This is a genomic window from Paenibacillus sp. 19GGS1-52 (genome assembly GCF_022369515.1).
GTDB lineage: Bacteria > Bacillota > Bacilli > Paenibacillales > Paenibacillaceae > Paenibacillus_AQ.
Map to the genome: position 1 here is coordinate 6,758,331 of NZ_CP059724.1, position 26,673 is coordinate 6,785,003.

The window sequence follows — 26,673 nt, forward strand, 5'->3', positions numbered from 1 at the left end:
TGAGTGTGTTTGATGATGCTTAATTCACGGTGTCATGAACAGCTGATTCACCGTTTATTCTCATAATTAATGGTTGTTCCACATGGCTGGCCAATACATTGTCTGCGAATCCAGCAGGTTGAACCTCGCCGCCGAGCGCACTTTTGACCGCCAGGTAAGGGAAATTAATGCCAGACAGACAGGAAATATGCAAACCTCCGGACATGCGGGGGTTGATCTCAAGCAGCTTGGGCGTTGCCCCACTGTACTTCATTTGAATATTGAAATTAAAAGGTATTTTATAGGTTTCCGCTACGCGGGAAGCAATCAGCTCGAGCTCCGGTATATGCTCCATCAATCGCAGACGCCCACCCGCCTTGCGGCGTGGCACAGCTGCTAAAAGTTTACCATTCTCATCCGCCAGACAATCTATACTATATTCATAACCCTCCAGCAGCTCCATCACCATCAGATCAGGGAAGAAAGTCTCACTGGAAAGAATACGATAAGCCTCATCAAAAGAAATCAACGGTGTCACATGCCCGAATAACTCCTGCAGAGGACTGCGGTCATTGTCAATAATCCGGAAGCCTAAGCCGCCTTCTGTTTCAGTAGGTTTAAAGCAGACACGATGGCCTTTAGCTACAAGATCCTGATAGGCAACTTTAAATTGCTCTACCGTACGAACCACATGATAATCGGGGATGATCATAATGCCTTTGTCTGTAACACTTTCATAGAACTTGCCCTTATCCATAATGGTCTCCAGCAGATCAAGATCTCGACAGACCAGAACCTTCGTGCCAATGGCATCAAACATAGGGGCATGTAAGGCGATATCCAGCATATGCAGTCGTGGAATAAAAATATCGATCTCATTACGGCGACAAAAATCAACACAGAATTGAACGTACTCGATTCCTTTCAGGGCCGGTTCGGTTCCAGCAACGTCAGCGCCTTGCAGTGACATATGCTGGGGATCGGGGTGGGTAGCGAATATTTGGAACGGGATGCCGTCCTCGTTATTCCGGATGAGATTCATGTAATGAAAAGCCACGGAAAACCAGCGATTGAAATATATATTTACCTTTTTCATTGTGGCCCAACTCCCAATGCTGTTAAATTATTATAAATATTGCTTACATACTGCAAAATCTCATCTCCGGCAAATACACCCGAGCGCTCCGTAAAGCGATACTTTGATTCTACAAGACCACTCTGCTGTTCCGCAAATATTTCTCCATGACAAGGTGCGATACAATAGTCGGCGCTATCCAACAGTCCTTTATCCAACAAGGAGTCTCCTGAAGCCACCATCGGCTCCGAATGGACCGTGCGCCGCACATGAATAATGGCATCGCTTTTGTTCACAGCCACTGGCACAACATACAGCTTACGCCCTTGTAAGGAGATTTTCCAGCCCAGGCCATACAGCCGTTCTGCCAGATGGGTAATCTCATCCATAGGCAGCAGATCACGATGCACAACAAAGGTGTAGAATAACTCATCGCAATACCGCTCGCTAATCATCCATTCTTCACGCACGACAGACCGGACAAGCACCTCAACCTCCTCTGCCTTAGCAGAGCCACGCTCTACCAGCCTGCCTACAGAGGCTCTCCAGTCCTTGTCAATCACACCGCGGTGCAGAATATTCCCACCGTTACTCGTAATCGCATAATCCGGGATTATGGTTTCCTGAAACAGGTTAATCCGCTTATATTGCTGAATTGTACGCGTAGTAACTGGCATGAAAATAATACTTGAGGTGAGCTTCTTCAACTGGTCCAGCGTTTGCTGGGAAATGTATGAAACCGTTCTTCCCTCAATGATCTCGGCTGGAACCAGACCTGGCGAATCCTCAGGAACACCGATCGCACTGAGGGAGTAGATTAACGTACGGTCCAGATCACTGGCGTAGATCATTCACTCTCTCCCTTCAGCGGTTTAATAATCCCGCAGCAGGAATACGTTAGTCCCGGAAACACCTCAACAGGTACGCCCCGATCCTCGGCCAGCAGCAGTATATGCCGCAGATTCGGGTTATCCATAGTATCGACAAGAATTTTCCAAGGTACTCTGCGCAGCAGCACCCGAGTTGTCTCACCTACTCCGGGTTTAACCAGATTAATATCAGCTATACCGAAGGTTTCCTGAATACTCTTAATATCACGAAGGCCCGCCCAGGTAATGTCTGGTGGAGACTTCAGCATCAGGCTGGCAATCTGCAGAGCCTCTTCTGTGACTGAAGGGAAATATGGACAAATCGCCTCAATAAAAACATTGGATAAATCCGTGTCCAGCCATTCTTTATAAAATTTCGCCCCATGAAATTCTTCGGGTCCGATCAGATCATCACGCAGCACTGTGCGGCTCATCAAACCCGATACCGTAGAGTTCAAGCAGGCGCTTGGAATTAGGTAATCTTCTCTCGTCCCAAAGGTCCCAGAGCAATTCCCGGGATCGGCCAGCACGGCCAGATCATCATTCAAGCGAATGCCATATTTCTTATCGAGGCTGTTGCAAGCTTCAATTAATACCTGACGAATGGCTCCTTTTCCTGTCCAGCCATCGATAAACTGCAGGTCAGCATCCAGTCCATGCTGTTGCAGCATGTAGAGGATTGCATTCTCATCAATACCTTTACCTCGGATAATAGAGATGCTATAATGCGGCAGATCTCTTCCGTATCGCTCCGCTATATAACGCTTAATCAGTACACCTATCGGCGTTCCCGCTCTAGCCAAAGAGACGAGGACACAGTTAGGTTTCCTCTGAGCAACAATCATCTCGGAAACAACGGCTACAGCCAGTGCGACTTTCTCCGCTGATTGCTGCAGCGTCTCATGAAATAATTCAATATATTGCTCTGTTGGCTGATATTCAACGGGAAGCATTTCGGAATAATGTGTACCGGATTGAATCGCTTCCTCCCGTTCTGCTGTAGCTCGCTCCAGTGTAACCGCGCTAAGATCCTTTAATAGAAAGGTAACATCTGACGCAGGATAGCTGCCCAAGGGAACCGGTGAGGTTATTCTTCTGTTCAAAATCTCTTCTGTGCCTGTTCCCTTCATCTCGCTACATCCTCCACTTCTGAATCTTTCGGGCTTAACACAATAAGATGTACTTTATGGCCTGCCAGCTTCTTCAAGATATCCGTCATCGGCTCTATTCGCTGCCTTGGAACATCACGCTCAATTAGCACGAATATATCGTCATACTGACCAGGATCAACATTATAAATAAAGTTGGTAATTTCCGGGTCTCCTGCAGATGGATAAGCTTCAGCGCTGTGCACACCATAATCGGATCTGCGCTCAGGATGAATTGGACTGCGAGTAGACGATTGATAAGAGACACCCTCGCCCATTTCGGCGGCGATCCGCATCGGCAGATACATAAACTCACCCACACCCATGATCATTGCCCGTGGACCTTCACGCAACTCACGCAGCTGAGCTGCAATCCTGCTTACACCCTGATCAATCTCTTTATTATTAGGTGACTCCAATCCGAAGCGCCCACTGTTTTTCACATAAGGAGATTTATTGATCTCTCCATAGGAATCTCTAGAGCTCACCGGCAGTCGCTCCAAGCTATCCTGCACATAAGTAGTCACAACTGGAGCATCAGTTGAAGGCGCCGTGTCCTGGTCTCCTCCAGCCCTTAGAAGAGGTACCCCCGTCACTTCTATACTGCCCTGGAGCAAGCATAACGAAGTGATGCGGATCCCCAGCTCCTGCTCTAAATCATTATAAGTCTGAACGTTCTTCCCAGTCCTCCAATCAAGAATGGAAGCAACTACATATTCCTGCCGTGGGAACTTGGAGTGGATATCACGGATCGTATTGATTGCTGTATTTCCGGTAGTAATCTCATCATCAACCAATATAATCGGCTCGGTTCCTGATAATAACCCTGGGTTTAGGGCATAACATAAATGAGCTACCGCATGAGAGTGCTCTTCTTCAAAACTCACAACCGACTCCAGCTCAGGAATGTCTTCACGAGTAGTATGAATATATGATGCACCAGCGGCAAACATGTTGAACATACTATGACCTAGTGCCGTTGCTGTCTCGGCAAAGCCGATAAAGACAACCGGATGAGGTAGAATTAACCGTGCAGATAATAAATCATGGTAAGCTTCCTCAGCTTGGTCCGGATGAATCAGCCCGTGTACTGCTTTGTTCAGCAGCTCCTCCATCTGTCCCGCATCTGCTGTGTCTTTGTTCATCTCCTGATACAACAACAGCCCCAAAGCAGCTCCACTTAACAGCGGAGTAAACGGATTTACAGGGATATGCTTGCCTAGCACCTTGCTGACGAACAAAAAGGAGCGCTTCTTGTTAATTCGTGCCGCCATGGAGAATAATGAATCTAGCGGCATATTAAAGGGGTTGGACGTTTCAGTTACAGTAACCTGCAGGTTCTCGACAATATTATACGTGTGTGTATTCGTTCTCGGGCAATAACCCGACAAAATGCTGTTGTTCATGTAACACCCCGTATATTTGAGATCGTAGTAAAATACGTTTTGCCCAATTCAAGTGCGGCTTAATTTCATTCATCTTATTATAGTATTGGCTCTTGAACACTCCACGGCTGCCATCATTGCTCTCTACGATACTTAGGGCGTCAACATATTCCTCGTGCATGACTGTGTACATCGCCTGAACAGGTCTGAGGTGAGAAGGATGTATAATCGTTTTGCCTATAATCCCATTTTCTTTATCCAAAATCACTTCACGAATGAGTCCGTCTATGGCACTGGAAATATAGCTGTTGCGCATCACACGCCCTTCACTCTTACCATACGTATCCTCAAACGGGGTCTGACGCAACTGCGGACGGAGCACCCGGTGTCCTTTATTCGTGAAATACTCCCAAACCGGTCCCGAGATGACATAGCCCTCTTCCACCCGACCAAATATATTAATAATATCCGACATGCAGTCCCGGATAGGGGTCAGATCATAGATACTAATATCCGGACTACGACGCAATCCGAACAGACTGGAGAAATCCGTAGCGCCAATTCTGACGTTCAGCACATAATCACGGTAGTCACCTAGCAAATCACGGATGGCCAACAAGCTCTCCAACCGACTCTCCCGATAAATTATAGGAGCACTTTCCAGAATAGGCATCCCATAGAGTACTGGAGCCGAATAGCTGCGTGAGCTATTGTAATCGGCAATCGCTTCAAAATATTCCACACCATTCTCTGCTGTAAACTTAGGAAAAACGAAACCGGTCAAGATCGAAATTAAAGAACCCAGCCGGAAAATCAGCTGTTGTAATTGATATGGATTGCGTACACGAATAAAAAGGAGTGGAAGACTGTTATCCCCATCCGTATTGTTCTCTGCATATGCGGCCAGAAAAGCAAGATGTCGGACGATAGATTGCTCGGCGTGATCAACCTCGCCATCTCCAATAGCATCCTCAAGATCAATAATTACGGTTACCAGACCGGAGCTCTTAAGCTTCAGAATATCTTCAGCAACACTGACACGGGTAGCAGGCATATAAAGGGCTGCTCCAACAGCATTGGCCAGCAGTTCCTTGCGAGTATTATTATCAAATGTTATAGGCAGAGAGTGAAATAAAGATGTTTCTTGCTCTTGTGTCAGGTAATCGAAGTATCTCAAGGCCCTTCCCCCTTATAGTTTTGCGACGCAAAACAAGCGCAGACTCTCTTCATAGAGAGTTGCAGAACCGACTATGCCGTCCTCTCGGGGACGGCATCCGGCTCTCTCAATTACAAGCAAAGGCCTACGCTATAAATATACGATTAACTCGAGAGGAATCTCCTCTGTAAAAATCCCCCTATTACGCTTCCTTATCGGCCGCTCTTTTCTTCTTTCTGGAGCTGTAGAGAATGGTTCCTACGAAGACAGCAATCAGAATGGCGAAGAATGCAACTTGCGGCAATTCGTATCCGAAAGCACCTGCAAGCATCTTACCGGCAATAATCGCAATAAGCAGGAATGCAGCCTGCTCTAGTTCAGGGAATCGTTCAATGAGCCGCAAGAACAGCTGAGCTACGCCACGCATCATCAGCACACCCAGAACGCCACCCATGAAGAGCACCCAGACCTGGTTACTCAATCCAAACGCCGCAATTACACTGTCAATACTGAAAGCAATATCCATAAGTTCAACAAGCAGTACAGTTTTCCAAAAAGAGGTGCCTTTGTTCTTAATTTCTTCTTCGCTACCACCCTTAAATAATCCTTTATAAGCGATATAAAAGAGGTACAGCGCACCCAGAACCTTAACCAAAGTGAATCCAATAAGATAAGTTCCTAATCCAATAGCAATAAATCTGAATAAATAAGCCCCTAATATCCCGTAAAAGAGTGCCTTCTTCTGTTGATCTTTTGGCAGGTGCTTGACCATAACCGCAAGTACAAGCGCATTATCCGCAGAAAGCAAACCCTCCAGCAATACCAAACTTCCGATAATACCCCAACTGACCGGGTCAGAAAGCGTATTGACAACATCGCTCCATGAGAAAAAATGCCCGTAATTCTCACTAATGCTACTAAAAAAATTAATGAACCAGTCCATTACAATTCGCGCCCCCGGTTATATAAGTTTATTTACTGCCTGCTACCCAGCGCAGCCCCCACCTGTATGCCTGATCCATCTCCCGATGGCCGCTGAAATATTGCACAAGCCTTTCGATACTGAACGTTTCATTACTCACATTCTGGAATAGGGCAATTGCACACATCCCTTTGTGATTGTTATGCTCGTCCATATGCACAATAATGTCCGGCCCTCCACTCTGTTTAATAGTAACAATACCATCAGCTTCCAACCAGTTGGTAACACCTTTATAAATAAATGCAAAGATAAGAATCCGTTCAATTTCTGCAATCTTAGTACCGTTAATACGCAGATTCTCACCAGTTGTTACGGTTCCTGTGCGATCATCGCCATCGAGAAAGACGTAAGGAGGCTGGCTCAATGAACCAAATGAGTTACCCAGCGCTTGAACTACTCCCTTACTACCGTTCTTTAGCTCATATAAACATGCGAGGTCCAAATCCACCCCATTCTTGCGGCTAAATAGGCCTCCACCTTGCTTCTGATTCCAGTTCAGGTTGATCAAGACTTCACCGAGACCACCAGCTGATTTCTTCAGGTTGATGGAATCGCCTTTTTTCTTCAGCTCGATCTTCTTCAGATTGAGATTCACTACCGGAGCTGGAGGAAACTCCTCTTGCCTCACGGGCAAAGGAGCCGCTAAGATTCGTGGTGGAATCTGTGGCTTAGGTTCTGGAATAGGCTCCGGTAATTTGTGTATAACCTCAGGCTGCGGAGCAGGGAGGGCTGGCTCATCAGCAACCTCTATTCCAAAGTTGCTACATAACTCCTTCAGTCCACCAGCAAAACCTGCTGCAATGGAGTTGAACTTCCACTCAGTGTTGTATCTATATAATTCTCCTACCACAACGGCCGTTTCCACAGAGAAATGATTTCCAAGGTCACATCGGAGGATTTCCGAACCCGTCACCTGATTCAGAATACGAAAATAAGCCTCTTGGACTTGCCCAAAACTTTGACCCCTCTTCTCCCCATCATAGATCGTAGTCGTAAAGGCGATCTTTATAATATCGGAAGGAATCTTATCCAGTTCAACTTCAAATTGCTTGAGCCCGCTCGCAGCAGGCACGTCCTTATATCTGATATAAGGTGTGTATGGATTATTATAGAAAATTAAATCATCATCGTTTCTCACTTTACCTTGCGCCCCAAGCAGAAAAGCAGAGGTATCTATCTCTAACGTCGCTGGCGATTTCCAGCCGATCTCTACGGTTAGATGGTTAATTCCTGGGTTTCCTTTGGTTAGTTCAGCCTTTTGTCCTTTGACAACTTCAATGCTCATTCTTACGCCACCTTTATGAATGGAGTAATTAAAGGAGCCCTACAAAGTTTGAGACTTCATCCAAACTCATTGCGGGACTCCAAAATTTTTAGAAAAAGGGCAGAGTCGGTAAAGACCCCGCCCAAAGATTGCTATTGCGCGTCCAATCCGTAGTTCTTGGTTAATGCACCCAGACCGCCGGCAAAACCACTGCCAATCGCCTGGAACTTCCAATCCGCACCATTGCGATAAAATTCGCAGAATACAACGGCCGTTTCCGTTGAGAAATCTTCACCCAAATCAAAACGCATGACCTCACGGTCGGATGAAGCATCCACGACACGCACGAAGGCATTGGAGACTTGTCCAAAGTTCTGCGCACGTGCGGCATAATCATAGATCGTTACCGTTATACCAATGCGTTGAATGTGAGCTGGAACTTTGCCGAAATCAACAATGATCTGCTCGTCATCCCCGTCACCTTCACCTGTACGGTTATCTCCCGTATGAGTCAAGGAACCTGCACCGCCGGTCGGATTGTTGTAGAATACAAAATCATCGGGGCCCTTGGCTTTGCCGTCCTCATGCAACAGAAACGCTGAAGCATCCAGATCAAAATCCTGACCACCGCTATATTTGTTCGTATCCCAGCCCAATCCTACTACTACCTTCGTCAGACCCGGATTGGTCTTGGTAAGATCAATCCGCTGTCCTTTGGAAAGACTGATCGTCACTGGCGAAACCTTCTTTCATGAGTATATTTACAGGTTTAAGCAATTACAGAATTAATTCAAGCCGTAATCACGGGTCAAGCCGGACAAACCGTCTTTATAGCCGCTGCCGATTGCATTGAACTTCCATTCAGCACCGTTACGATAAAGTTCACCGACAACCACACCTGTCTCAACGGAGAAATCTTCGCCCAGATCAAAGCGGATCAATTCTTCACTGTTCGCATCATTTACGATACGTACATAAGAACGGGAGACTTGTCCGAAATTTTGGCTTCTTGCTTCTGCTTCATAGATTGTAATGGTAAAAGCAACTTTTTCTACGTCGGCTGGGATGTTCAAAAGATCCACTTGAACCTGTTCATCGTCACCATCACCTTCACCAGTGCGATTATCGCCAGTATGGACAACGGAAGCGTTCTCGTTCTGCTTATTATTGAAGAAGATAAAATTAGTCTCTTTATCCACTTTTCCGCCAGCATTTGTTAAGAATACAGAAACATCCAAGTCGAAATCTTTACCGCCATCATATTTATTAGTGTCCCAGCCCAAGCCTACCGTAATTTTGGAAAGACCCGGATTCGTTTTCGTTAAGTCAATCTTTTGACCTTTAGATAAATTAATTGCCATGTGTACAGACCTCTCTTCTTCAATTTGAATTAGATATAACGTTCTGCCAATTGACTGATATGTGCTGCGTGACTGCCTTCACCGATTGCGGCAAACTTCCATTCTCCGCCATTGCGATAAAGCTCCCCGCAAATTAATGCCGTAAAGCCTGTGTAATTGTCCGACAGATTGAACTTAATCAGTTCATTGTTACCAGCAGAATTAATTACCCGAATATAAGCTGATTTGATCATCCCAAAGTCCTGTTTGCGGTTCACTGCATCATAAATGTTAACAACAACTACAATCTTATGAACATCTGCAGGAACAGCGCTCAAATTAACTGTAATTTGCTCGTCGTCGCCATCGCCTTCACCTGTTAGGTTGTCCCCTGAGTGAATAACCGAATTACAAGGACTTTGCTTGTTTGAGAAATATATCAAATTGCCTTTCTTCGTTAACTTGCCATCTTCGCTCAGCAGCAGTGCCGATGCGTCGCAATCAATGTTCGCCTGCTTCTTGACACCGAAGAAGCCCCGCGCCGGCTCAGCAGGGTCCCAACCCAAACCTACGATCACATTGGAAAGTCCTGCATTACCTTTTGTCAGATCAATCTTCTGACCTTTTACCAGATTAATTCCAGCCAAATTCACATACCTCCATCTCCGAAAAGAATCACAACCTGTAAGTCTAACTCTTGGGTGTTATACCAGTGATACGATAGAGAAGCAATTATGTTTCAAGCGATTTCCAGATACATACCTTTTATTATAGGCTGAATTCGCCTGGGTTTAATCCTAATACACTGCAAATATTTCGCACTACCGCTTTCTCATGCTCATCAAAGTCACCATCAGCTGCTCCAATGGCAGAACATACTCCCACGATAACACGTCCCACTTCTGGTTTGCTGCTAAATTTAGAGATACTCTTCAGCGCCTCTTGCTTGCCGATTTCTGGAGAGAAATCAAAGTTACTGACGTAGAAGTTGAATTGATTAATAACTTCTTTCATGTCAAATACCTTCAATTCATTGCTTATGTTCATATATCCAGCCATTTTGTTCTTCTCAGCTTCCGTAATCTTACCGTCAGCAGCAGCAACTAGTGCGCAACCCGCAACCACCGCATTCATGAAATCCTTATTTTTGAATTTCTTAACTTGATCCGACAGTCCGTTTTTCGTTGTGTTTAACCAATTTTTAAATGTGCTCATCGTATTCTCCTTCTATCACTATGATTTATGATAATAAAAGATATCCCAGAGCCTCCTCTCCGCATATCCGATAAATGTTAACATATGGGTTCCATTCATGCTTACTACTCTAATATACCCGATTAAATCACAATATTCTACTTTCCCAGAATTCTACAGTACTTTAGAAAGAAAGGCCTGGGTACGTTCCTGCGCCGGATTCCCAAACAATTGCTCCGGGCTACCTTCCTCTACTATAATTCCCTGTTCCATAAAAAGAACCCGGTCCCCAACCTCGCGTGCAAAGCCCATCTCATGTGTAACCACAATCATCGTCATGCCTTCACGGGCCAGATCTTTCATCACCGCCAGCACCTCACCGACCATCTCCGGGTCCAGTGCAGAAGTTGGCTCATCAAACAGCATAATCTTAGGCTCCATAGCGAGCGCCCGCGCAATGGCTACACGCTGCGCCTGACCGCCGGATAAGGACGCCGGATACATCTCCGCCTTCTCGCTTAAGCCTACTTTTTGCAGCAGTTGCAGCGCCTTTTCCCGTGCTTTCTCCGGAGACCATTTACGAACCTGAATCGGCGCAAGCATGATGTTCTCGATAACTTTCTTATGCGGAAACAGGTTAAATTGCTGGAACACCATCCCGAGCTCTGTGCGAATATCGTTAATCTTGGTGCTCTTGTCCATCAAAGAAATACCTTCGATAATAATCTCTCCGCTCTGCGGCTGTTCCAGCAAATTCAGACAACGCAGGAAGGTGGATTTCCCCGAACCGGATGGTCCGATGACCACTACAACCTCTTGGCTATAAATATCAACGTTAATATCGGTCAGCACCGTATTCGCTCCGAACGATTTATGTAAATGCTTTACTGAGATAATAGGTTCCATAGGATGCTTACACCCTCCGTTCGAGATAATTCAGCAGCTTGCTGAGGGAATAGGTAAGAATGAAATAGATTAAGGCGGCGGTCAAATACGGCTCCCAGATCCGCAAATATTGACCTTTCATAGTGTTGCTCCAATACATAATTTCCGGTGCGGCTACAATAGCCATAAGCGAGGAGTCCTTCACCAATACGATAAATTCATTCCCAAAAGCTGGAACCATCCGTTTGATAGCCTGTGGAAGAATGATAAACCGCATCGCCTGCCTGCTACTCATACCCAGTGAAATGGCCGCTTCCTTCTGCCCCCGATCAATAGACTGAATACCCGCCCGAAAAATTTCAGCAGAATAGGCAGCGGAGTTTAGCGAAAGAGCTACAACCCCAGAAATAAGAGCATTAGTCTTGCCGTAAATAGGAGGTACCACGCCGAAATGGACAATCAGAATCTGCACATAAAGCGGTGTCCCGCGGAAGAAGTTAATATATAAATGAAAGGGCCAGCGAAAATACCAGCGTGGCGCCATTTTTCCGAAGCCAATGCCTAGTCCGAGAATGGAACCAATCAGTATAGAAACGATAGAGAAGCCGATCGTCAGCATTGTTCCTCTAAATAGAACTGGCAAATAATGAATAATGATATCAAATTTGAAATCCATAGTACTCTTCCCTTCTCTTCTACTTAAATATCTGTTGCTTTACATATAGGCTCTTCTATTTCAAAAAAAGAAGCATGCGCAATAGCTATCATTACGCATGCTTGGTTATTTCTTGGCTTACTGCGCTTTTAGAAGGTTGTCCATGTTAGGCTCTTCGCCGAACCATGTTTTGTAGATTTCTGCGTATTTCCCATTCTCCAGGACCTTCTTGATCGCTGGGTCAAGTTTAGCCTTCCATTCACTGCCTTTAGGATACAGAATGCCATAATACTCTGATCCAAAATTCTTAGTATCTACAATACCTACCAGCTTCTGATCGGGATTATTCTTCATGTATTCGCGTACGATTGCGATATCCGCTACAACTGCATCGGCACCGCCGCCGTTCAATTCCATTAGTGCTACCGCATTGCTGTCAAAACGTTTCAGATTAGTGTTGTCTACACCCATAATGCCGCTCATCAGATCATCAGCCGTAGTAGCTCCCTGAATAGCCACGACCTTATCCTTCAGGTCAAGCGCACTCTTAATGTCGCTGCCTTCTTTAACCATGATCATATTCGTGGATTCAAAATAAGGAATGGAATAGTCATAGGTTTCCTTGCGTTCATCCGTAATTGAGACTGAGGATAATCCAGCTTGATACTCCGTACCCTGCTTCACGCTTGTAAGCATCGTATCCCAGCCTGTATTCTTCACTTCGTAATCGATACCCGCTTCCTTCATTACCGCAGCGATAAAATCGATATCGAAGCCTTTGATGGTGTCTGTATCCATATATTCCATTGGCGCATAACTAGCATCGCTAGCAAACATAATCTTCTCTGCCGCATTACTTCCACCTGCAGATTTGTCATTATTGGAGCTACAACCCACCATTGCTACTACTAAAAATGCTACTAAAGCTGACATCGCCCATTTTTTTCTACTCTTCATGCTCCAATCCCCCTACTTATTTGTAAATAACTTAAGGAGATTTTAACAGATTAAAGTGATGGTGACAATTAACTTTTCCTCAATGTGTCATGTTATATGACATAATATCAATGGATTGTAACATTTATTGTGCAGTCCAGCCTCCATCTACCAATAGTGTGGTCCCCGTAACCATGTTACCCGCAGAGGAGGCGAGATAAATAACAGCACCGGCGACATCCTGTATTTCAGCTACCCGATTGGCAGGAATCCGGTTAACTACGTCGCTATAGTATTTCGGGTCGTCCAAGCGCTCAGCAGTACCCGGTGTATAAGTAAACGTAGGGGCGACCGCATTGACATTCACTCCGTGACGAGACCATTCCAGTGCCAGAACACGGGTCAGCTGATTCACGCCACCCTTGGACGCACAATAAACGGCGTGGTCGATGATGCCGACAACACTGGCTTGAGAGCTGATGTTCACAATTCTCCCATTCCCTTGCTCAAGCATGATTTTTCCGGCGGCCTGGCAGCAAAAGAACAACCCTTTCAGGTTCACATCCATCATGCTGTCCCAATCCTCTTCTGTTACATCTACCGCCGCATGATTTGCCCCAAGGCCTGCATTATTGACCAAAATATCAATATGGCCAAAGGCTGCCTTCACTTCGTTCATGACGGTGCCAATTTGTGCTGTATCCGTAACGTCCAGTTGACGAATCTCTGCTTCTCCACCTTCCGCGCGGATTTCCTCTGCTACAAGCTCCAGCTTTTGCACGCTGCGCGCTGTAAGAATAACCTTCGCACCTGCATGTGCGAGTGCTTTAGCCAAACCTTGCCCTAAACCCATGCTTGCCCCTGTGATCACTACTATTTTTCCATTCAAATCAAAAGTTGGATACATCATCAATTCCTCCTCGGATATGATCGTTCGGTTATATAAATAAACCATTTCGCAAAAAACGGGCACAGTCAAGAGATCGTTAGCATCCTTGGCCGTACCCGTTATTCTATACAATACTAGATATTAAATTAAAAGGTTAAGTCTCCATCATAGGAAGAAATCAGTCTGTACAGCTCTGGCCGACGGTCGCGGAAAATCCCCCACTCAAGCCGTCCAACCTCCAATGCATCGAGATCAAATTCGCTCACTAGCACCGTCTGTTCATCACGTCCAGCCTCAACAATCTTATTGCCCTGAGGACCTGCAATGAATGATGATCCATAGAAATTAATGCTGGAGTCCTCATCCATTTCCTCGCCGATCCGATTGGAAGCAATGACAGGTATCAGGTTGGCGGCCGCATGGCCCAGCATGCAGGTCTGCCAGTGATCCTTGGAATCAATGGAACCGTCCTGCGGCTCTGAACCGATAGCTGTAGGATAGAATAGGATTTCTGCGCCCATCAGGCTCATGACCCTAGCCGCCTCTGGATACCATTGATCCCAGCAGACGCCGACACCAATCTTCGCATAGCGGGTATTCCACACCTTAAATCCAGTATCTCCCGGATTGAAATAGAACTTCTCTTCATAACCTGGGCCATCAGGAATGTGGCTCTTGCGGTATTTGCCGAGCACTGTTCCGTCCGCATCGATTACAGCCAGCGAGTTATAACGGGCATAATTCTTCTTCTCATAAAAACTGATGGGCAGCACCACCTGCAGCTCTTTGGCTATTGCTTTGAAATGGTTGACCGCTTTGTTCTGCTCAAGCTCCGTCGCATAGGCATAATAATCCGCTTTCTCCTTCTGGCAGAAATAGGGGGTCTCGAACAGCTCCTGCAGCAAAATAATCTGCGCTCCCTGGGCCGCTGCTTCTCTGACCAATATTTCGGCCTTGCTGATATTCTCATCTATGTTGCTGGAACAGCTCATTTGTGTCGCAGCTACTTTTACTTTTCTCACGGGTACTGTCCTCCTTATAAATAGATGTCCGCTCTATAACTTGTCTAATCGATTACCTCGATTATATAGAGACTGGCATTTGCTGTGTGGTGCAGTGTACGTTGCCGCCTTCGGTAATGACCGCCATTCCATTTACTGTACGAATTCTACGGTCTGGGAACAGTTCAGTAAGCACTTGCTCGGCGAGTCTATCCGTTTCTGCTGCTGTTCCGCCGAACACCGGCAAAATTATACCGCCGTTCACAAAGTAAAAGTTCAAATAGCTGAGCGTCAGCCGGCCCTCCTCGCCATCCACGCGGGGCGGCTGCTGAATCTTAATAATCTCCAGCTTCCGGCCTTGGGCATCGATGGCATTCTCCAAAATACGCACATTCTCCGCTGTGATCTCATAGTTCTCGTCCTGAGGATCCTCACAGAACTGAATAATGACTTTACCTGGTGCAGCAAAACAAGCAATATTGTCGACATGTCCATCGGTTTCATCCCCGCTTAACCCGCGTTTCAGCCAGATGATGGATTCTGTCCCTGTATATTTCATTACATAATTCTCAATATCTCCCCGTCCCAGTTCAGGGTTGCGGTTGACGTTAAGCAAGCATTCTTCAGTTGTTAATAATGTTCCTTCTCCATCCGTATGGATAGAGCCACCTTCCATTACAAGCGGCGCATCAAAACGGGTCACTTTCAGCTGCTCCAGAATCTGCGGGGCTACCTTATCGTCCAGATCCCAAGGCGCATATTTACCACCCCAGGCATTAAACTTCCAGTTCACTCCAGCAAGTTTACCTTCTTTATTCACTACAAAAGTAGGTCCATTATCACGCAGCCAAGCATCGCTATGCTCAATAGGGAGCAACGTTACATTTGTTCCACCGACTAGAGACTTTACTCTTTCCAATTCGTCTGGATTCACAAGCACTGTTACCGGTTCGAACTCTGCCATAGCCGCTATGATATCAGCGTAACCTTGGCATACAGAGACGTGGTTGTCCGGGAAACACATGGAGGCCTGCACAGGCCAGGAAATAAAAGTACGCTGGTGTTTGGCCCATTCTGCGGGCATTGTATAGTTCAAATCTTTAGGATACATTCGTTAGCTACCTTTACTGTTATATTTGAAGCCAGCTTGCCTTAAAGCTCCTTACCCATCATACAATAATATGTTGAAGGGCTCAATTCCTTGTGAAGATGCTGATTAAAACGTAATATTTCTAATCGTATTGCCTGCAAAATCCTTAACTATGAATTCCCCATTCTGCAGGACCGCATAAGAATTTGGATTGTTCTCTTTAGGGAGAGAGATTGAACCCGGATTGAGGACAAATATCCCTTCTTTAACTTCCGCCACTGGTACATGGGTATGCCCTTGGATAAAGATATCCTTCTCCGAAAGCTGAGGCAAATGCTCCATACTAAAGCCATGCCCGTGCGTAGCATAAATTCGTCTGCCTTCATGCAGAATTAATACATAATCGCCCATCATCGGGAATTGCAGCAGCATCTGGTCCACCTCAGCATCACAATTGCCGCGCACAGCGACGATGGTCCGGTGATTGGCGTTATAATCGTTCAGTCTGCTGGCCACACCCTGCGGGTCATAACCATCGGGCAGCGGATTCCTTGGTCCATGATATAAAAAGTCTCCTAATATAACGAGGCAGTCCGGCTGCTCCTCGGCAACTTGTTCCAACGCTCGTTCCAACCAAAATAACGATCCATGAATATCAGAAATAAACATCAGCTTCATCGTGCATTCTCCCCTTTTCAAATTTACTGCTATCTTAGCTTCGAACGTTCCTATAACGCAAAGCGGACGCCCCTCTGGGCGCCCCTGTTCTTCTGAATACTACTTCTATACTTACGGCAAATTCGATGATCCCATGAGGAAGCGATCTACTTCACGAGCAGCCTGACGGCCTTCGTTAATTGCCCACACAACAAGGCTTTGTCCGCGGCGCATGTCGCCTGCAGCAAATACTGCTTCCACATTCGTAGCTTGTGCTCCGAATTCCGCCTTGGCGTTAGAGCGCTCATCACGTTCTACTCCAAGCTGTCCCAGCACAGTTTCTTCAGGACCTGTAAAACCCAAAGCCAGCAGCACCAGCTGTGCCTTAAGGACTTCCTCACTGCCCGGAACTTCAACCGGGACGATTCGGCCCTGTTCATTACGAGTCCATTCAATACGTACAGTATGCAGCTCCTGCACCTGTCCCCCATCATTGCCGACAAAGCGTTTCGTCGAAACAAGATAACGGCGCGGGTCCTCCTTATATAACGAAGCCGCCTCTTCCTGACCATAATCAACTTTCAGTACCTTCGGCCATTCTGGCCAAGGATTGCCAGCCTGACGCGTTAATGGAGACTGTGGCATAATCTCTAGTTGGGTCACGCTGCGACAGCCGTGCCGGATCGAGGTGGCTACACAGTCCGTACCCGTATCACCGCCGCCGATGACCACTACATCCTTGCCTGCCGCCGACAGATACTCCCCATCCGCTAGATTGGAATCCAGCAGACTTTTAGTATTCAACGTCAGGAATTCCATCGCCTGATGAATGCCTGCCAGCTCACGTCCTTCTATAGGGAGGTCGCGGGCCTGCGTAGATCCACCGCACAGGACCACTGCATCATGCTCATCCTTCAGCTGTGTTGCGGAAATATCCACTCCGATCTCTGTGCGGGTTACGAAGATGACACCTTCAGCTGCAAGCAGATCGACCCGGCGCTGCACCGTTTTCTTATCAAGCTTCATATTTGGAATCCCGTAGGTCAGCAGACCACCAATACGATCTGCTCGTTCATACACGGTTACGCTATGTCCAGCCTTGTTGAGCTGGGCCGCACAGGCAAGACCTGCCGGACCCGAGCCTACTACAGCTATTTTTTTGCCCGTACGAGTCAACGGAGGCTCAGGAACAATCCAGCCCTCTGCGAAACCTTTATCTACAATCGCTTTTTCGATGGATTTTATCGTTACAGGATTGCCATTAAGCCCTACAGTACACGCGCCTTCACAAGGAGCTGGACATACACGTCCTGTAAATTCCGGAAAGTTATTAGTCTTGTGCAGACGCTTCAGCGCAACCTCCCAGTTGCCACGGTATACCATATCATTCCATTCCGGAATCAGGTTATGCACGGGACAGCCAGAGGCCATGCCTGACAGAATACGTCCCACATGACAAAACGGTGTGCCACAATCCATGCAGCGAGCGCCTTGCTCCTGTAGCTTCTCTTCATCCATCTTCACCGAAAATTCATTCCAATTCTTAATTCGCTCCAGAGGCTCACACTCTGAAGGCGTTTGCCGTTGATATTCCAAAAATCCTGTTGCTTTACCCATACCTGTCATCCTCCGAGTCTATCTGATTGGCCGCCGAATAAGTAAGACGGCATTCTTGTCCTAATTCGGCTCCAAAAGACAATTACTCTCTGTTGCCGACTATCATTCTGTCACTGTAAAGCAGCGAAGTGGGGAGCTGCGACAAAACAACTGTTGCCTGCAGTACAACCCCCCAGCAAGGGTTAATAAGGGGAATAAATGCTTTTATATTAACACCGAATTTCCTGCCCGAACATGAGTAATGTCACCTTTTACACCAAAACATCGGGGTTACACGTGAATATAGAAGTGACAGCAAGCGCTGTTCTCTTTTAAGTGCAGTATACAATATTCAGACGTAGTCAAGGAAGGGTTATCTTTATATAATCAGAGAGGTGCAAATATTAAATGAAAAAAATTGGTTTTTCTACTCGCTACATGTAGTATCGTAGGGGCTATCACTGCTCCAATTGTGCCAAGCATATCATACAGTACCAAAGAACCTGTTGTCATAATAAACCCCACACGATCTTGGAATCGGAAGCTAATGAATAACCTGATGACACTTAAATAAGAGGCGTTCCTGGAGTGATCCAGGAACGCCTTTTTTGCGAGTTGCAAGCAGTCTGGAGTTGCACTAATAGCGCTGCTCCTTTTTTTGTTCCCGCAGATAATCTGAAACCCTATGTATTGCAACTTCATTCTAAAATATTACATATATAAGGCATTTTGCCAATAGGGTTATAGATTAAAGCCTGGATGAAACTATGGCTACCCGGCCAAAACGATCATCCCAATACCGGAGGTTGCAACTTTACCTCCGTCCAGCTTCTGCACCAGCTCTTTACCGAACAATATCTTCCATTCACCCAACTGCGGCAAATCCAGTATAGTCAGGTCAGGGTTGGCATTATAGAGAACATATAAGGATTGCGCGGGGTCGCCTCCAGCATGGTTCCGAAGTGTATAAGCTACCGCACCAGCAGGTGCCTTCTCAAATATTAGATGCTTGCGAATATCTTCAGCATTGCGCAGGCGGAAAGCCGGATGGTCTTTACGCAGCGAAATCAACTGCTTCATATAGGCGACATCCTCCTCATGAGCAGCGCATTGTACCCAATCCATACAGTTGAGCTCGGCTGAAGATTTGAAGCTGTTCTCCACACCTTTTTTGGTACGCATAAATTCTTGACCGGCATGGAGAAAAGGAATTCCCTGGCTCGTCAATACCATGGCAGAAGCAAGCCTATGCATGGCGCGCCGCTGTTCCTCTGTCTGTCCTTGGCTGGATAATACAATCTTATCCCAGAGAGTATGATTGTCATGACACTCCACATAGTTCACACATTGTTGTGGCTCATCAGCAAATTGGCCAATTTCTTGACTGTGAACAATACCTCCGGCGATTCCCGTCTTCACGGCCTGCTCCAAGCCAGACTTCCCGCCGATAAAGCCGGGCTGATCATACAGAAACAGATTTCCTTTAATCGCATCCCGAAAGCCATCATTAAAATGTCCGATTCCGGGCAGCTGGTCCGCATTAGTCTGATTTGCAAGCTGCTCCATCGGCAACTCGGTCTCCATAATCCAGCCTTCGCCGATCGTTAGAAGCGACGGATTGACTTCGTCCAGCCGGCGCCGGATTTCTTTCATTGTGCCAATATCCATAAGTCCCATCAGATCAAAGCGAAAACCATCAATATGATACTCCTTGGCCCAATAAAGCACAGATTCTACGATAAAACGGGACATCATCACATGTTCGGTAGCGGTATCGTTACCACAACCACTGCCGTTCGAGAGACTCCCATCCCGCTTATAGCGCAAATAATAACCAGGCACCAGCTTCGTGAAATGGATAAGGTAGCCATCATAAACATGGTTATAGACGACATCCATAATGACGCGTAAACCCCGATCATGCAAGGCCTGAACCATTGTTTTGAGCTCCTGAATCCGTAGGCCTGGAACATAAGGATCCGTCGCATAAGAGCCCTCGGGAGCATTATAATTCAACGGATCATATCCCCAGTTGTAGTGAGGCTCATCCAGCTTGGTTTCATCAACACTTTCTGTTGCATAATCGAAAATAGGCAGTAGTTGTACATGGGTAACTCCGAGATCAGCAATATGATCCAGACCTGTGAGAATTCCTTCAGGCCCACGGGTACCCTCTTCAGCCAAACCGAGATATTGCCCTTTATGGACAATGCCACTTGCCGGATGTATGGACAAATCACGCAGATGAAGCTCATAAATAATGGCATCTACCACGTTATCCAGAGGTGGCTTATCTTCAGTCCACCGCTGCGGGTCCGTCTTGCACAGATCTATAATGACGCCACGATCCCCATTCACTCCGACGGCACGCACATATGGATCAACCGCTTCGTTCCATTTATCACCGATACGCACACGATATGTATAATACTTGCCCTCTAAATCACCGTCAACCGTCAGTCTCCAAGCCCCGCGAACGTCACGGATCATAGGAACTGTATGTGCCTGTTCTACCTTCCACGAATCATACATTGCGACCTCTGCTTCCTGTGCAGTTGGTGCCCATAAACAGAATACGGATTGTGCTTTTGAATAGGTCACACCAAGATCTTCCCCGTCATAACTGAACAAGGTGTCAAAATCCTGATCGAATACCGAAATACCGCCAGTAGCCGCTGGGTCACCGAAATAAATCTTTTCTTTCATTTCCTTTTGTACAGACAAAGAAACCTCTCTCCTTTACCCTTTATTAACTGAAATTATAATAGGATTTTATCTTTAGTGCAAACGTTTGAACTGTTATTCTTCCTTCGGTTCACTAGCTTCTATGATATTCAGAGCTACCATCGTAATGATGCCCTTATTCGGAGAAAAGAGCATGCGCCGTTCTTTACTGGGGGCAAAGCCACCATCTTTATACTTGATACCATTATCAAGAACAATGAGGATAGGAGTCGCGCCATCCGCAAACGTCTCATATCCTATTCCGAGCACCCAATGGTAAGCATAAGCATATCTCCCTCTCCAGCGAAAAGTGAACCACTTGTCGAATTTGATAGCTACCGGCCGCTCCGCATCGATTTCCGCTATATATCTGTTGATATCCTTGAAGGTCGTTAGCGAAAGTTGGTACCGTGCCTCCGTTTCAGAAGAAGCTCCTATGTAGTCTTTGATTCCTCTTATAAAGCTGCGCACGCTCATTCCCCAAGGGGTTCCCCCATGATGACTGTACATGTGATTAATATGCTCCACTTTGGAATAAAAATGATTTTCCCCGCCAATAAAATGCTTCCCCTGACGAGTACTCCAATATTCCATTAATGCGGCCATCGTTGCTGGCCCGCAAGCCGAGGCGGGTGAAGCCACACCGGGTTCCCATTGCGTGTAAGGTTCTACTGTCAGCTTATGATGGGACTGTCCCGGCTTCATATGGATATCTTCTCCCATCGCTGCTGTAATATCCGTTCAATCTCTGAGGCAAGAAAGGGCTTACTGATAAAATCCTGCATCCCTACTGCCAGACATTTCTCATGATCTTCACTTCTAGCATATGCTGTCACTGCGACGATTATGGGCTGGCGTTCCTGTGGAACACGATCCCTGATTAGGGCGGCCGCCGTAAGTCCGCTCATTAACGGCATCTGCAGATCCATAAACACAAGGTCATATGGCACTAGCAGCACTGCTTGCAGTGCTTGTTCCCCATTCTCCACCAAATCTGCCTGATACCCCCACTTCTGCAGTATCGTCAGGAGTAGCTTTTGATTAATTGGATGATCCTCAGCGATTAGAATCCGCAACGGGCCATATTTGGCTGCAGGCGAGAGAAGGCTTTCTTTAACGGCTACTTCTGCTGTAGCAGTTACCTCTTCGAAGCAATCCTCATAGTCACTTTCAGCATGTACTGGCAATAAGAAGTAAAAGTTCGAGCCTTTACCTTCCCTGCTCTCCACTCCAATCGCTCCACCCATAAGCTCCACGAGCTTTTTGCAGATGGCAAGCCCTAAACCTGTTCCACCATACTTACGGTTAAGCGACGGATGCAACTGCGAGAAAGATTGAAACAACAGATTCTGCTTCTCAGCTGGAATACCGATTCCCGTATCTCTGACATTAAACTTCAAAGCCTGTTTCTTCATGTAGGGCCAAGGCTCTCTTTCTACGTGAATGCAAACGTTGCCCTGCTCTGTAAATTTAACTGCATTGCTAACGAGATTGAGCAGCACTTGGCGTATCCGTGCTGAATCCCCCATAATCAGTGGGGGAACGTCAGCAGCAACGGTGCAGGTTAGCTGAATATTCTTCTCTAGGGCTTTCGCCGAGAATAATTCGGTTACACTTTCCAATACCGCTTGCAGACCCACCTGTTCGTGCACAATCGTCATTTTACCGGCTTCAATTTTACTGAAATCCAGAACCTCATTCAGAATATACAGCAATGAATTACTGCTCTGACTAATGATATCCATATACCCACGCTGTTCTTCATCTAGTTCCGTATCTGCCAGCAGATCTGTCATACCCATAATCCCGTTCATTGGTGTCCGCAGCTCATGGCTCATAATGGCCAGAAAATCAGATTTAGCTTGATCGGCCTTCTCCGCAGATTCCTTTGCTCGGATAATTTCTTTCTCGTCCGTTATATCGCGGAAGACTACAACTGCACCAATACGCTCTCCTTTATCAAACAGCGGGGTAACCTGACACTCAGCAAGAAAGCTAGCGCCATCTTTTCGCCACAGAACAGCATCCTTACTCTGATAATATTTTCCATACTGGATGGCCTGCATAAGCGGCGAATCCTCCGGACGGTAATGGATACCGTTAGGTGTTGTCTGTTGAATATGCTTCAAATAGAGATGGCCCATAATTTCCTCATAATCGAAGTCCAGCATGTTCGCTCCCGCCGGATTGATAAACGTCACCCTCCCCTCAATATCGAGACCGAATATGCCCTCTGATACTGCGTTTAAGATCAGCGTATAATCATTGCCCAGCTTTTCAATTTGTTCAGTATATCGTCTGAGCTCTGTAATATCTCGGGAAATTCCATATACGCCAACAACCTGCCCGTCCACAATAATCGGAATATTGATAGTGTTAATTTCCACAGAATGACCATCTTTATGAATGAGGGTGAGATCGTAGCTTTGCGGATGCCCTTGTGCCGCCAGTGTAAAATGATGCAGGGTCTTGGTCATGTCCTTCTCATGCACAATAGGACCAAAATACTTACCGATCAGTTCATCCAGAGAATACCCGGTTAACTTCTCCAGGTTAGCATTCGCCGTTAGATAGTTCCCTTGTAAATTCATAGAGTACACAGCCGAGGGATTATACTCGAATAACGATTTATAACGCTGCTCATTCTCCTGAAGTCTCGACTCGAATTGCTTATGCTCTGTAATATCACGGGCGACAGCAATAATCTCGACGATATTTCCATCGTCATCATAGATAAAACGGCTGTTCGTCTCCAACCAGACATAGGTGCCGTTCTTGCGGCGATAACGGAAGGATATAGGCAGAATAAATCCCGATTGTTGGCTGTGTTCCATGAATTTGATCAGCATAGCCAAGTCATCCGGGTGAAGGTACGTATAAGCGCTAGTTCCCAGCATTTCCTCTGGCTCATAACCAAGCAGCGCACGACTAGCGGGAGAGCAGTACAAAAAAAGGCTATCCTCAATAGCAATTCGTGAGATTAAATCCAGCGAATTCTCCGACATTAATCTAAAATTACGTTCACTCTCCCGCAACTGCTGCTCCATCTGCTGGCGCTCTGACACGTGACGGCCGATGCCCATAATACGGGTAATCTCATGATTCCTGTCCCTGATAACATGAAAAGAAATCTCCATCCATATATAGTGGCCTTCCTTGTGACGAAGACGGCGGATGAAGGTGTCGTTCGACAAAATAATAGCAGAATGCTTCATTTCTTCAACGTCTTCAGGGTGGTAATATTCCAACCGGCTCGTTCCGATCATCTCCTCTGGGGAGTATCCAAGCAGAGAGAGGCTAGAAGGAGATATAAAGCTAAAGGTCCCATCAGGCAGAGTAAACGAAATGATATTTTGATCATCTTTTATATATAAATCGTACAGGTCACGGCTATCCACCGTTAACTGATCGGCAATTTTGCGATCTGTAATATCCTGGGCGTACACCATTATATTTGTGAAAGCTTGTCCCGCTTCAAGTAATGAGAAGGTAAGTAAAAGCCATACCGGACGTCCTGCCAGATTAATAAAACGTTGTTCCTTTATAGTGTTAGCACCAGGGGAACGCAGCAGATCATCCATTACCTCTTTAAGAGTGAGTCCTCCCTGCTGACCTGGCTGATTATTTTCCCAGCAGAAAACAGTGCCCGCAAGAATTGCGGATTCCGTATACCCGATTATATTGCAAAATGCAGGATTAACCTTGACCCATCTACCTTCCGATGTCAGTACAGCCATTCCCACCGGAGACTTCATGAATGCTTGATCCAGAATGCTATCGTTCTCTGCCAAGTTATCCACTTCTACCAGGCCTCCTTCAGGCGCGATCTACTTATTACTTAAGCAATCTCTTCAACTCTTCATTATCTTAACCCAGTATACGTTAAGAGAAACAAGGAAATAAATGTGCAAATGCTCTATTAAAGCTCAACAATCAAAATTATAAATATTGACGATTATACAAGGTCACATTATAGTTATAAGCAATATATTATTCGTGACCTGTTACGCTGGAAGCACCCGTAACAAAGGCTTTTCGCCTTTGCTGCGGGTGCTTTTTTTGTTGCGATGATATAAATGAAGGGGAGGATAAAAATGATTAAATTTAAGACTATTACGATGGTATTGCTGTCAATTCTGCTCATGCTGATATCCTCGGTAGGAGTTCTAGCTTCTTCATCCAGCATTGAATTAACACCTTCTATTAAAGCGGCCTTTGATCTGACTGCGGCAAGTGCGGAGAGCTCTGTAAGGGTCAAGTTAAACGGACTCTACAGCGATTTATCCATGCTAAAGGTACAATATGACAGCCGGGAGGAGCAAATCCGTATGCTGCACTATAATAACGAGCAGGCTTTGATTGTCGTTCGTCAGCATATCAAGGAGATTGATTCCTCCAAAGTGAACGGGCTGGAAGCAACTGTAAGCACTACAAAGCAGCGCTATCAGCCTTTGTTTGATCAATACAGTGCACTTAGCCGCCGCATTACCATTGCCAAGAGCCTCAAGGACAAAACCTTAAATGCCGTACTGAGCGCTCAAGGAGATGCCATGAAGATCCTAGTTCAGCTAGCTCGTGAAGACATTCGTGGCAAACAAGCGCAGCTAAAGGTAGCCAAAGATGCCCGCACTAAAAAAATAACCGCCGCTCGTAAAACCTTAAGCGGTATTGAAAGTCCTCAAACGTCGATCAAGTCTCAAAAAAGTATTGTCACCTCGCTAAATAAACGTCTTTCCGCAGACTGGAGTGATTTTAAAGCCGCCATTCGCAAGCAAAGTCCTACGCTAACCTCACAGTCTCTATCCTCACTCTTGTCCGGTTATCGGCAGATCTCAGCAAGCAAACAAAAAATCATCGAATTGGAGCAAAGGGTTACTGTTATCATTTCAACTACAAGTAAGCAAATTGGCTTATAGAATTAAGACTTCTTATTCTGCGCTCGTCGGTAAGACATTACTTTGCGGTACATGCTCTTATCGGCCAGCTGATTGAAGATGTACGGGTCAGGATTGGTATTCACTTCAATAATCCAGGGAGTCATAGAGCGGTCCAATCCCACATCGACACCAATTTGCTTAAAGCCCGGGAATTTCTTGTGATAGAACCGTCCGGTATCGCGTCCAAGCTTAGCCAGATTTCGCAGCACTGCATCCTGCTGTGCAGAACTTAAATGGGGAGCTAACAACTTCTCCACGGCAGTGGGTTTACCTCCACTGTGATAGTTAGTGACAATCTTACCCCTCTGAGCTACTCTACCGATCAGACCCGTCGTTTCCCATTTACCACGCGGACTGAGCTGGACCATTACACGAATATCAAAGCGCTGGCCTCCGTGCTTCAGTAGAGCAATTCCTCGTTGGATCAGGTAGCTGCGTCCATGGGTTGATTTCTTTAACGACCGATAGAAGTCTTCAAAGCCTCCAAAATTCTTAATCTTGGTACCGCTCTGATACTTGTAAGCTGTCCCGCCCTGATCTCTAGTCTGTTCAACTCTCATTACTCCATTGCCATAGGTACCACATTCCGGCTTAACGTAGACCATTCCGTATTTCAGCAGCATATTTCTTAAATTAGTCTTAGTGAATCTTGTGGTCTCCGGAATCAACGGTGAAATTTCCGAGCTTTGCATCAATACCTTGGTCTTAATCCATTTACTCATTACTCCTGACTTTGGCTTTGTTCCCAATTGCACTCTCTCCTGTCCCTCAATAAGTGTCTCGACCTCAGTAACCCTTAGTATTTTATGCGTCCGCTGCACTAATGGAATGAGGTGTTCGCCTGCTCCGCGCTCGGAACTGTATCTTCTGCCTAAGAAGCCGCATATGGTGGTAATTGAGAGGGTAACTGA

The 26,673-nt window shown here is 46.1% G+C and carries 24 protein-coding genes; 1 reads left to right on the forward strand and 23 read right to left on the reverse strand.

Annotated features, from left to right (window positions below):
* Positions 1-19: 19 nt before the first annotated feature.
* The 22 genes from H1230_RS30990 to H1230_RS31095 all read right to left on the reverse strand — a co-directional run bounded on the left by H1230_RS30990 (position 20) and on the right by H1230_RS31095 (position 24,625).
* Positions 20-1,075 (reverse strand): ATP-grasp domain-containing protein, encoded by a 1,056-nt coding sequence (locus H1230_RS30990; protein WP_239713609.1) that lies wholly within the window; start codon positions 1,073-1,075, stop codon positions 20-22.
* On the reverse strand, positions 1,072-1,905 hold the full coding sequence (locus H1230_RS30995; protein ID WP_239713610.1) for an HAD family hydrolase: 834 nt from the start codon (positions 1,903-1,905) through the stop codon (positions 1,072-1,074). The genes H1230_RS30990 and H1230_RS30995 overlap by 4 nt, the downstream gene beginning before the upstream one ends.
* On the reverse strand, positions 1,902-3,053 hold the full coding sequence (locus H1230_RS31000) for a cysteine protease StiP family protein (RefSeq protein WP_239713612.1): 1,152 nt from the start codon (positions 3,051-3,053) through the stop codon (positions 1,902-1,904). The genes H1230_RS30995 and H1230_RS31000 overlap by 4 nt, the downstream gene beginning before the upstream one ends.
* Positions 3,050-4,345 carry a phosphoribosyltransferase family protein gene (locus H1230_RS31005; protein ID WP_239717668.1) on the reverse strand — a complete coding sequence of 432 codons (1,296 nt, stop codon included), beginning with the start codon at positions 4,343-4,345 and terminating at the stop codon, positions 3,050-3,052. Before H1230_RS31005 ends, H1230_RS31000 begins: the two co-directional genes overlap by 4 nt.
* Positions 4,346-4,421: 76 nt before the next feature.
* The gene (locus H1230_RS31010; protein WP_239713614.1) at positions 4,422-5,633 is read right to left on the reverse strand and encodes an HpcH/HpaI aldolase/citrate lyase family protein; all 1,212 of its coding nucleotides are present in this window, start codon (positions 5,631-5,633) and stop codon (positions 4,422-4,424) included.
* A gap of 181 nt (positions 5,634-5,814) precedes the next feature.
* Entirely contained in the window at positions 5,815-6,555 is a 741-nt protein-coding gene (locus H1230_RS31015) for a TerC family protein (RefSeq protein WP_239713615.1), read from the reverse strand.
* 28 nt (positions 6,556-6,583) lie between these two features.
* A complete protein-coding gene (locus tag H1230_RS31020) occupies positions 6,584-7,879 on the reverse strand; it encodes a TerD family protein (protein WP_239713617.1) in 1,296 nt (431 codons plus the stop codon).
* Positions 7,880-8,010: 131 nt separating this feature from the next.
* On the reverse strand, positions 8,011-8,592 hold the full coding sequence (locus H1230_RS31025; RefSeq protein ID WP_239713619.1) for a TerD family protein: 582 nt from the start codon (positions 8,590-8,592) through the stop codon (positions 8,011-8,013).
* A 51-nt stretch (positions 8,593-8,643) separates the two neighbouring features.
* Positions 8,644-9,219, reverse strand: coding sequence for a TerD family protein (locus H1230_RS31030; RefSeq protein WP_239713620.1), 576 nt, complete (start codon positions 9,217-9,219; stop codon positions 8,644-8,646).
* 29 nt (positions 9,220-9,248) lie between these two features.
* Entirely contained in the window at positions 9,249-9,845 is a 597-nt protein-coding gene (locus H1230_RS31035; RefSeq protein WP_239713622.1) for a TerD family protein, read from the reverse strand.
* A gap of 121 nt (positions 9,846-9,966) precedes the next feature.
* On the reverse strand, positions 9,967-10,413 hold the full coding sequence (locus tag H1230_RS31040; RefSeq protein WP_239713624.1) for a tellurite resistance TerB family protein: 447 nt from the start codon (positions 10,411-10,413) through the stop codon (positions 9,967-9,969).
* Positions 10,414-10,566: 153 nt separating this feature from the next.
* Positions 10,567-11,289, reverse strand: a complete 723-nt coding sequence (locus H1230_RS31045) for an amino acid ABC transporter ATP-binding protein (RefSeq protein ID WP_239717670.1) — start codon at positions 11,287-11,289, stop codon at positions 10,567-10,569.
* Between the two features lie 16 nt (positions 11,290-11,305).
* On the reverse strand, positions 11,306-11,953 hold the full coding sequence (locus H1230_RS31050; protein WP_239713625.1) for an amino acid ABC transporter permease: 648 nt from the start codon (positions 11,951-11,953) through the stop codon (positions 11,306-11,308).
* Between the two features lie 117 nt (positions 11,954-12,070).
* Positions 12,071-12,889, reverse strand: coding sequence for a transporter substrate-binding domain-containing protein (locus tag H1230_RS31055; protein WP_239713626.1), 819 nt, complete (start codon positions 12,887-12,889; stop codon positions 12,071-12,073).
* Positions 12,890-13,013: 124 nt separating this feature from the next.
* Positions 13,014-13,778: an SDR family NAD(P)-dependent oxidoreductase gene (locus H1230_RS31060; protein WP_239713627.1), complete on the reverse strand. Its 765-nt coding sequence runs from the start codon at positions 13,776-13,778 to the stop codon at positions 13,014-13,016.
* A 125-nt stretch (positions 13,779-13,903) separates the two neighbouring features.
* Positions 13,904-14,779: an N-carbamoylputrescine amidase gene (gene aguB / locus H1230_RS31065; protein WP_239713628.1), complete on the reverse strand. Its 876-nt coding sequence runs from the start codon at positions 14,777-14,779 to the stop codon at positions 13,904-13,906.
* Between the two features lie 61 nt (positions 14,780-14,840).
* Positions 14,841-15,869 carry an agmatine deiminase family protein gene (locus tag H1230_RS31070; RefSeq protein WP_239713629.1) on the reverse strand — a complete coding sequence of 343 codons (1,029 nt, stop codon included), beginning with the start codon at positions 15,867-15,869 and terminating at the stop codon, positions 14,841-14,843.
* A gap of 105 nt (positions 15,870-15,974) precedes the next feature.
* Positions 15,975-16,526 (reverse strand): phosphodiesterase, encoded by a 552-nt coding sequence (gene yfcE / locus H1230_RS31075; protein ID WP_239713630.1) that lies wholly within the window; start codon positions 16,524-16,526, stop codon positions 15,975-15,977.
* 111 nt (positions 16,527-16,637) lie between these two features.
* The gene (locus tag H1230_RS31080; RefSeq protein ID WP_239713631.1) at positions 16,638-18,122 is read right to left on the reverse strand and encodes a glutamate synthase subunit beta; all 1,485 of its coding nucleotides are present in this window, start codon (positions 18,120-18,122) and stop codon (positions 16,638-16,640) included.
* 750 nt (positions 18,123-18,872) lie between these two features.
* Entirely contained in the window at positions 18,873-20,825 is a 1,953-nt protein-coding gene (gene pulA / locus H1230_RS31085; protein WP_239713632.1) for a type I pullulanase, read from the reverse strand.
* Between the two features lie 75 nt (positions 20,826-20,900).
* On the reverse strand, positions 20,901-21,530 hold the full coding sequence (locus tag H1230_RS31090) for a C39 family peptidase (protein WP_239713633.1): 630 nt from the start codon (positions 21,528-21,530) through the stop codon (positions 20,901-20,903).
* Positions 21,527-24,625, reverse strand: a complete 3,099-nt coding sequence (locus H1230_RS31095) for a PAS domain-containing hybrid sensor histidine kinase/response regulator (protein WP_239713634.1) — start codon at positions 24,623-24,625, stop codon at positions 21,527-21,529. Before H1230_RS31095 ends, H1230_RS31090 begins: the two co-directional genes overlap by 4 nt.
* A gap of 294 nt (positions 24,626-24,919) precedes the next feature.
* On the opposite strand from H1230_RS31095, the gene H1230_RS31100 reads away from it, so the two are divergent.
* Positions 24,920-25,741, forward strand: coding sequence for a hypothetical protein (locus tag H1230_RS31100; protein WP_239713635.1), 822 nt, complete (start codon positions 24,920-24,922; stop codon positions 25,739-25,741).
* A gap of 2 nt (positions 25,742-25,743) precedes the next feature.
* Here the strand turns inward: H1230_RS31100 and H1230_RS31105 are convergent, their stop codons facing one another.
* Entirely contained in the window at positions 25,744-26,517 is a 774-nt protein-coding gene (locus H1230_RS31105) for a YheC/YheD family protein (RefSeq protein ID WP_481857104.1), read from the reverse strand.
* Positions 26,518-26,673: the final 156 nt, after the last annotated feature.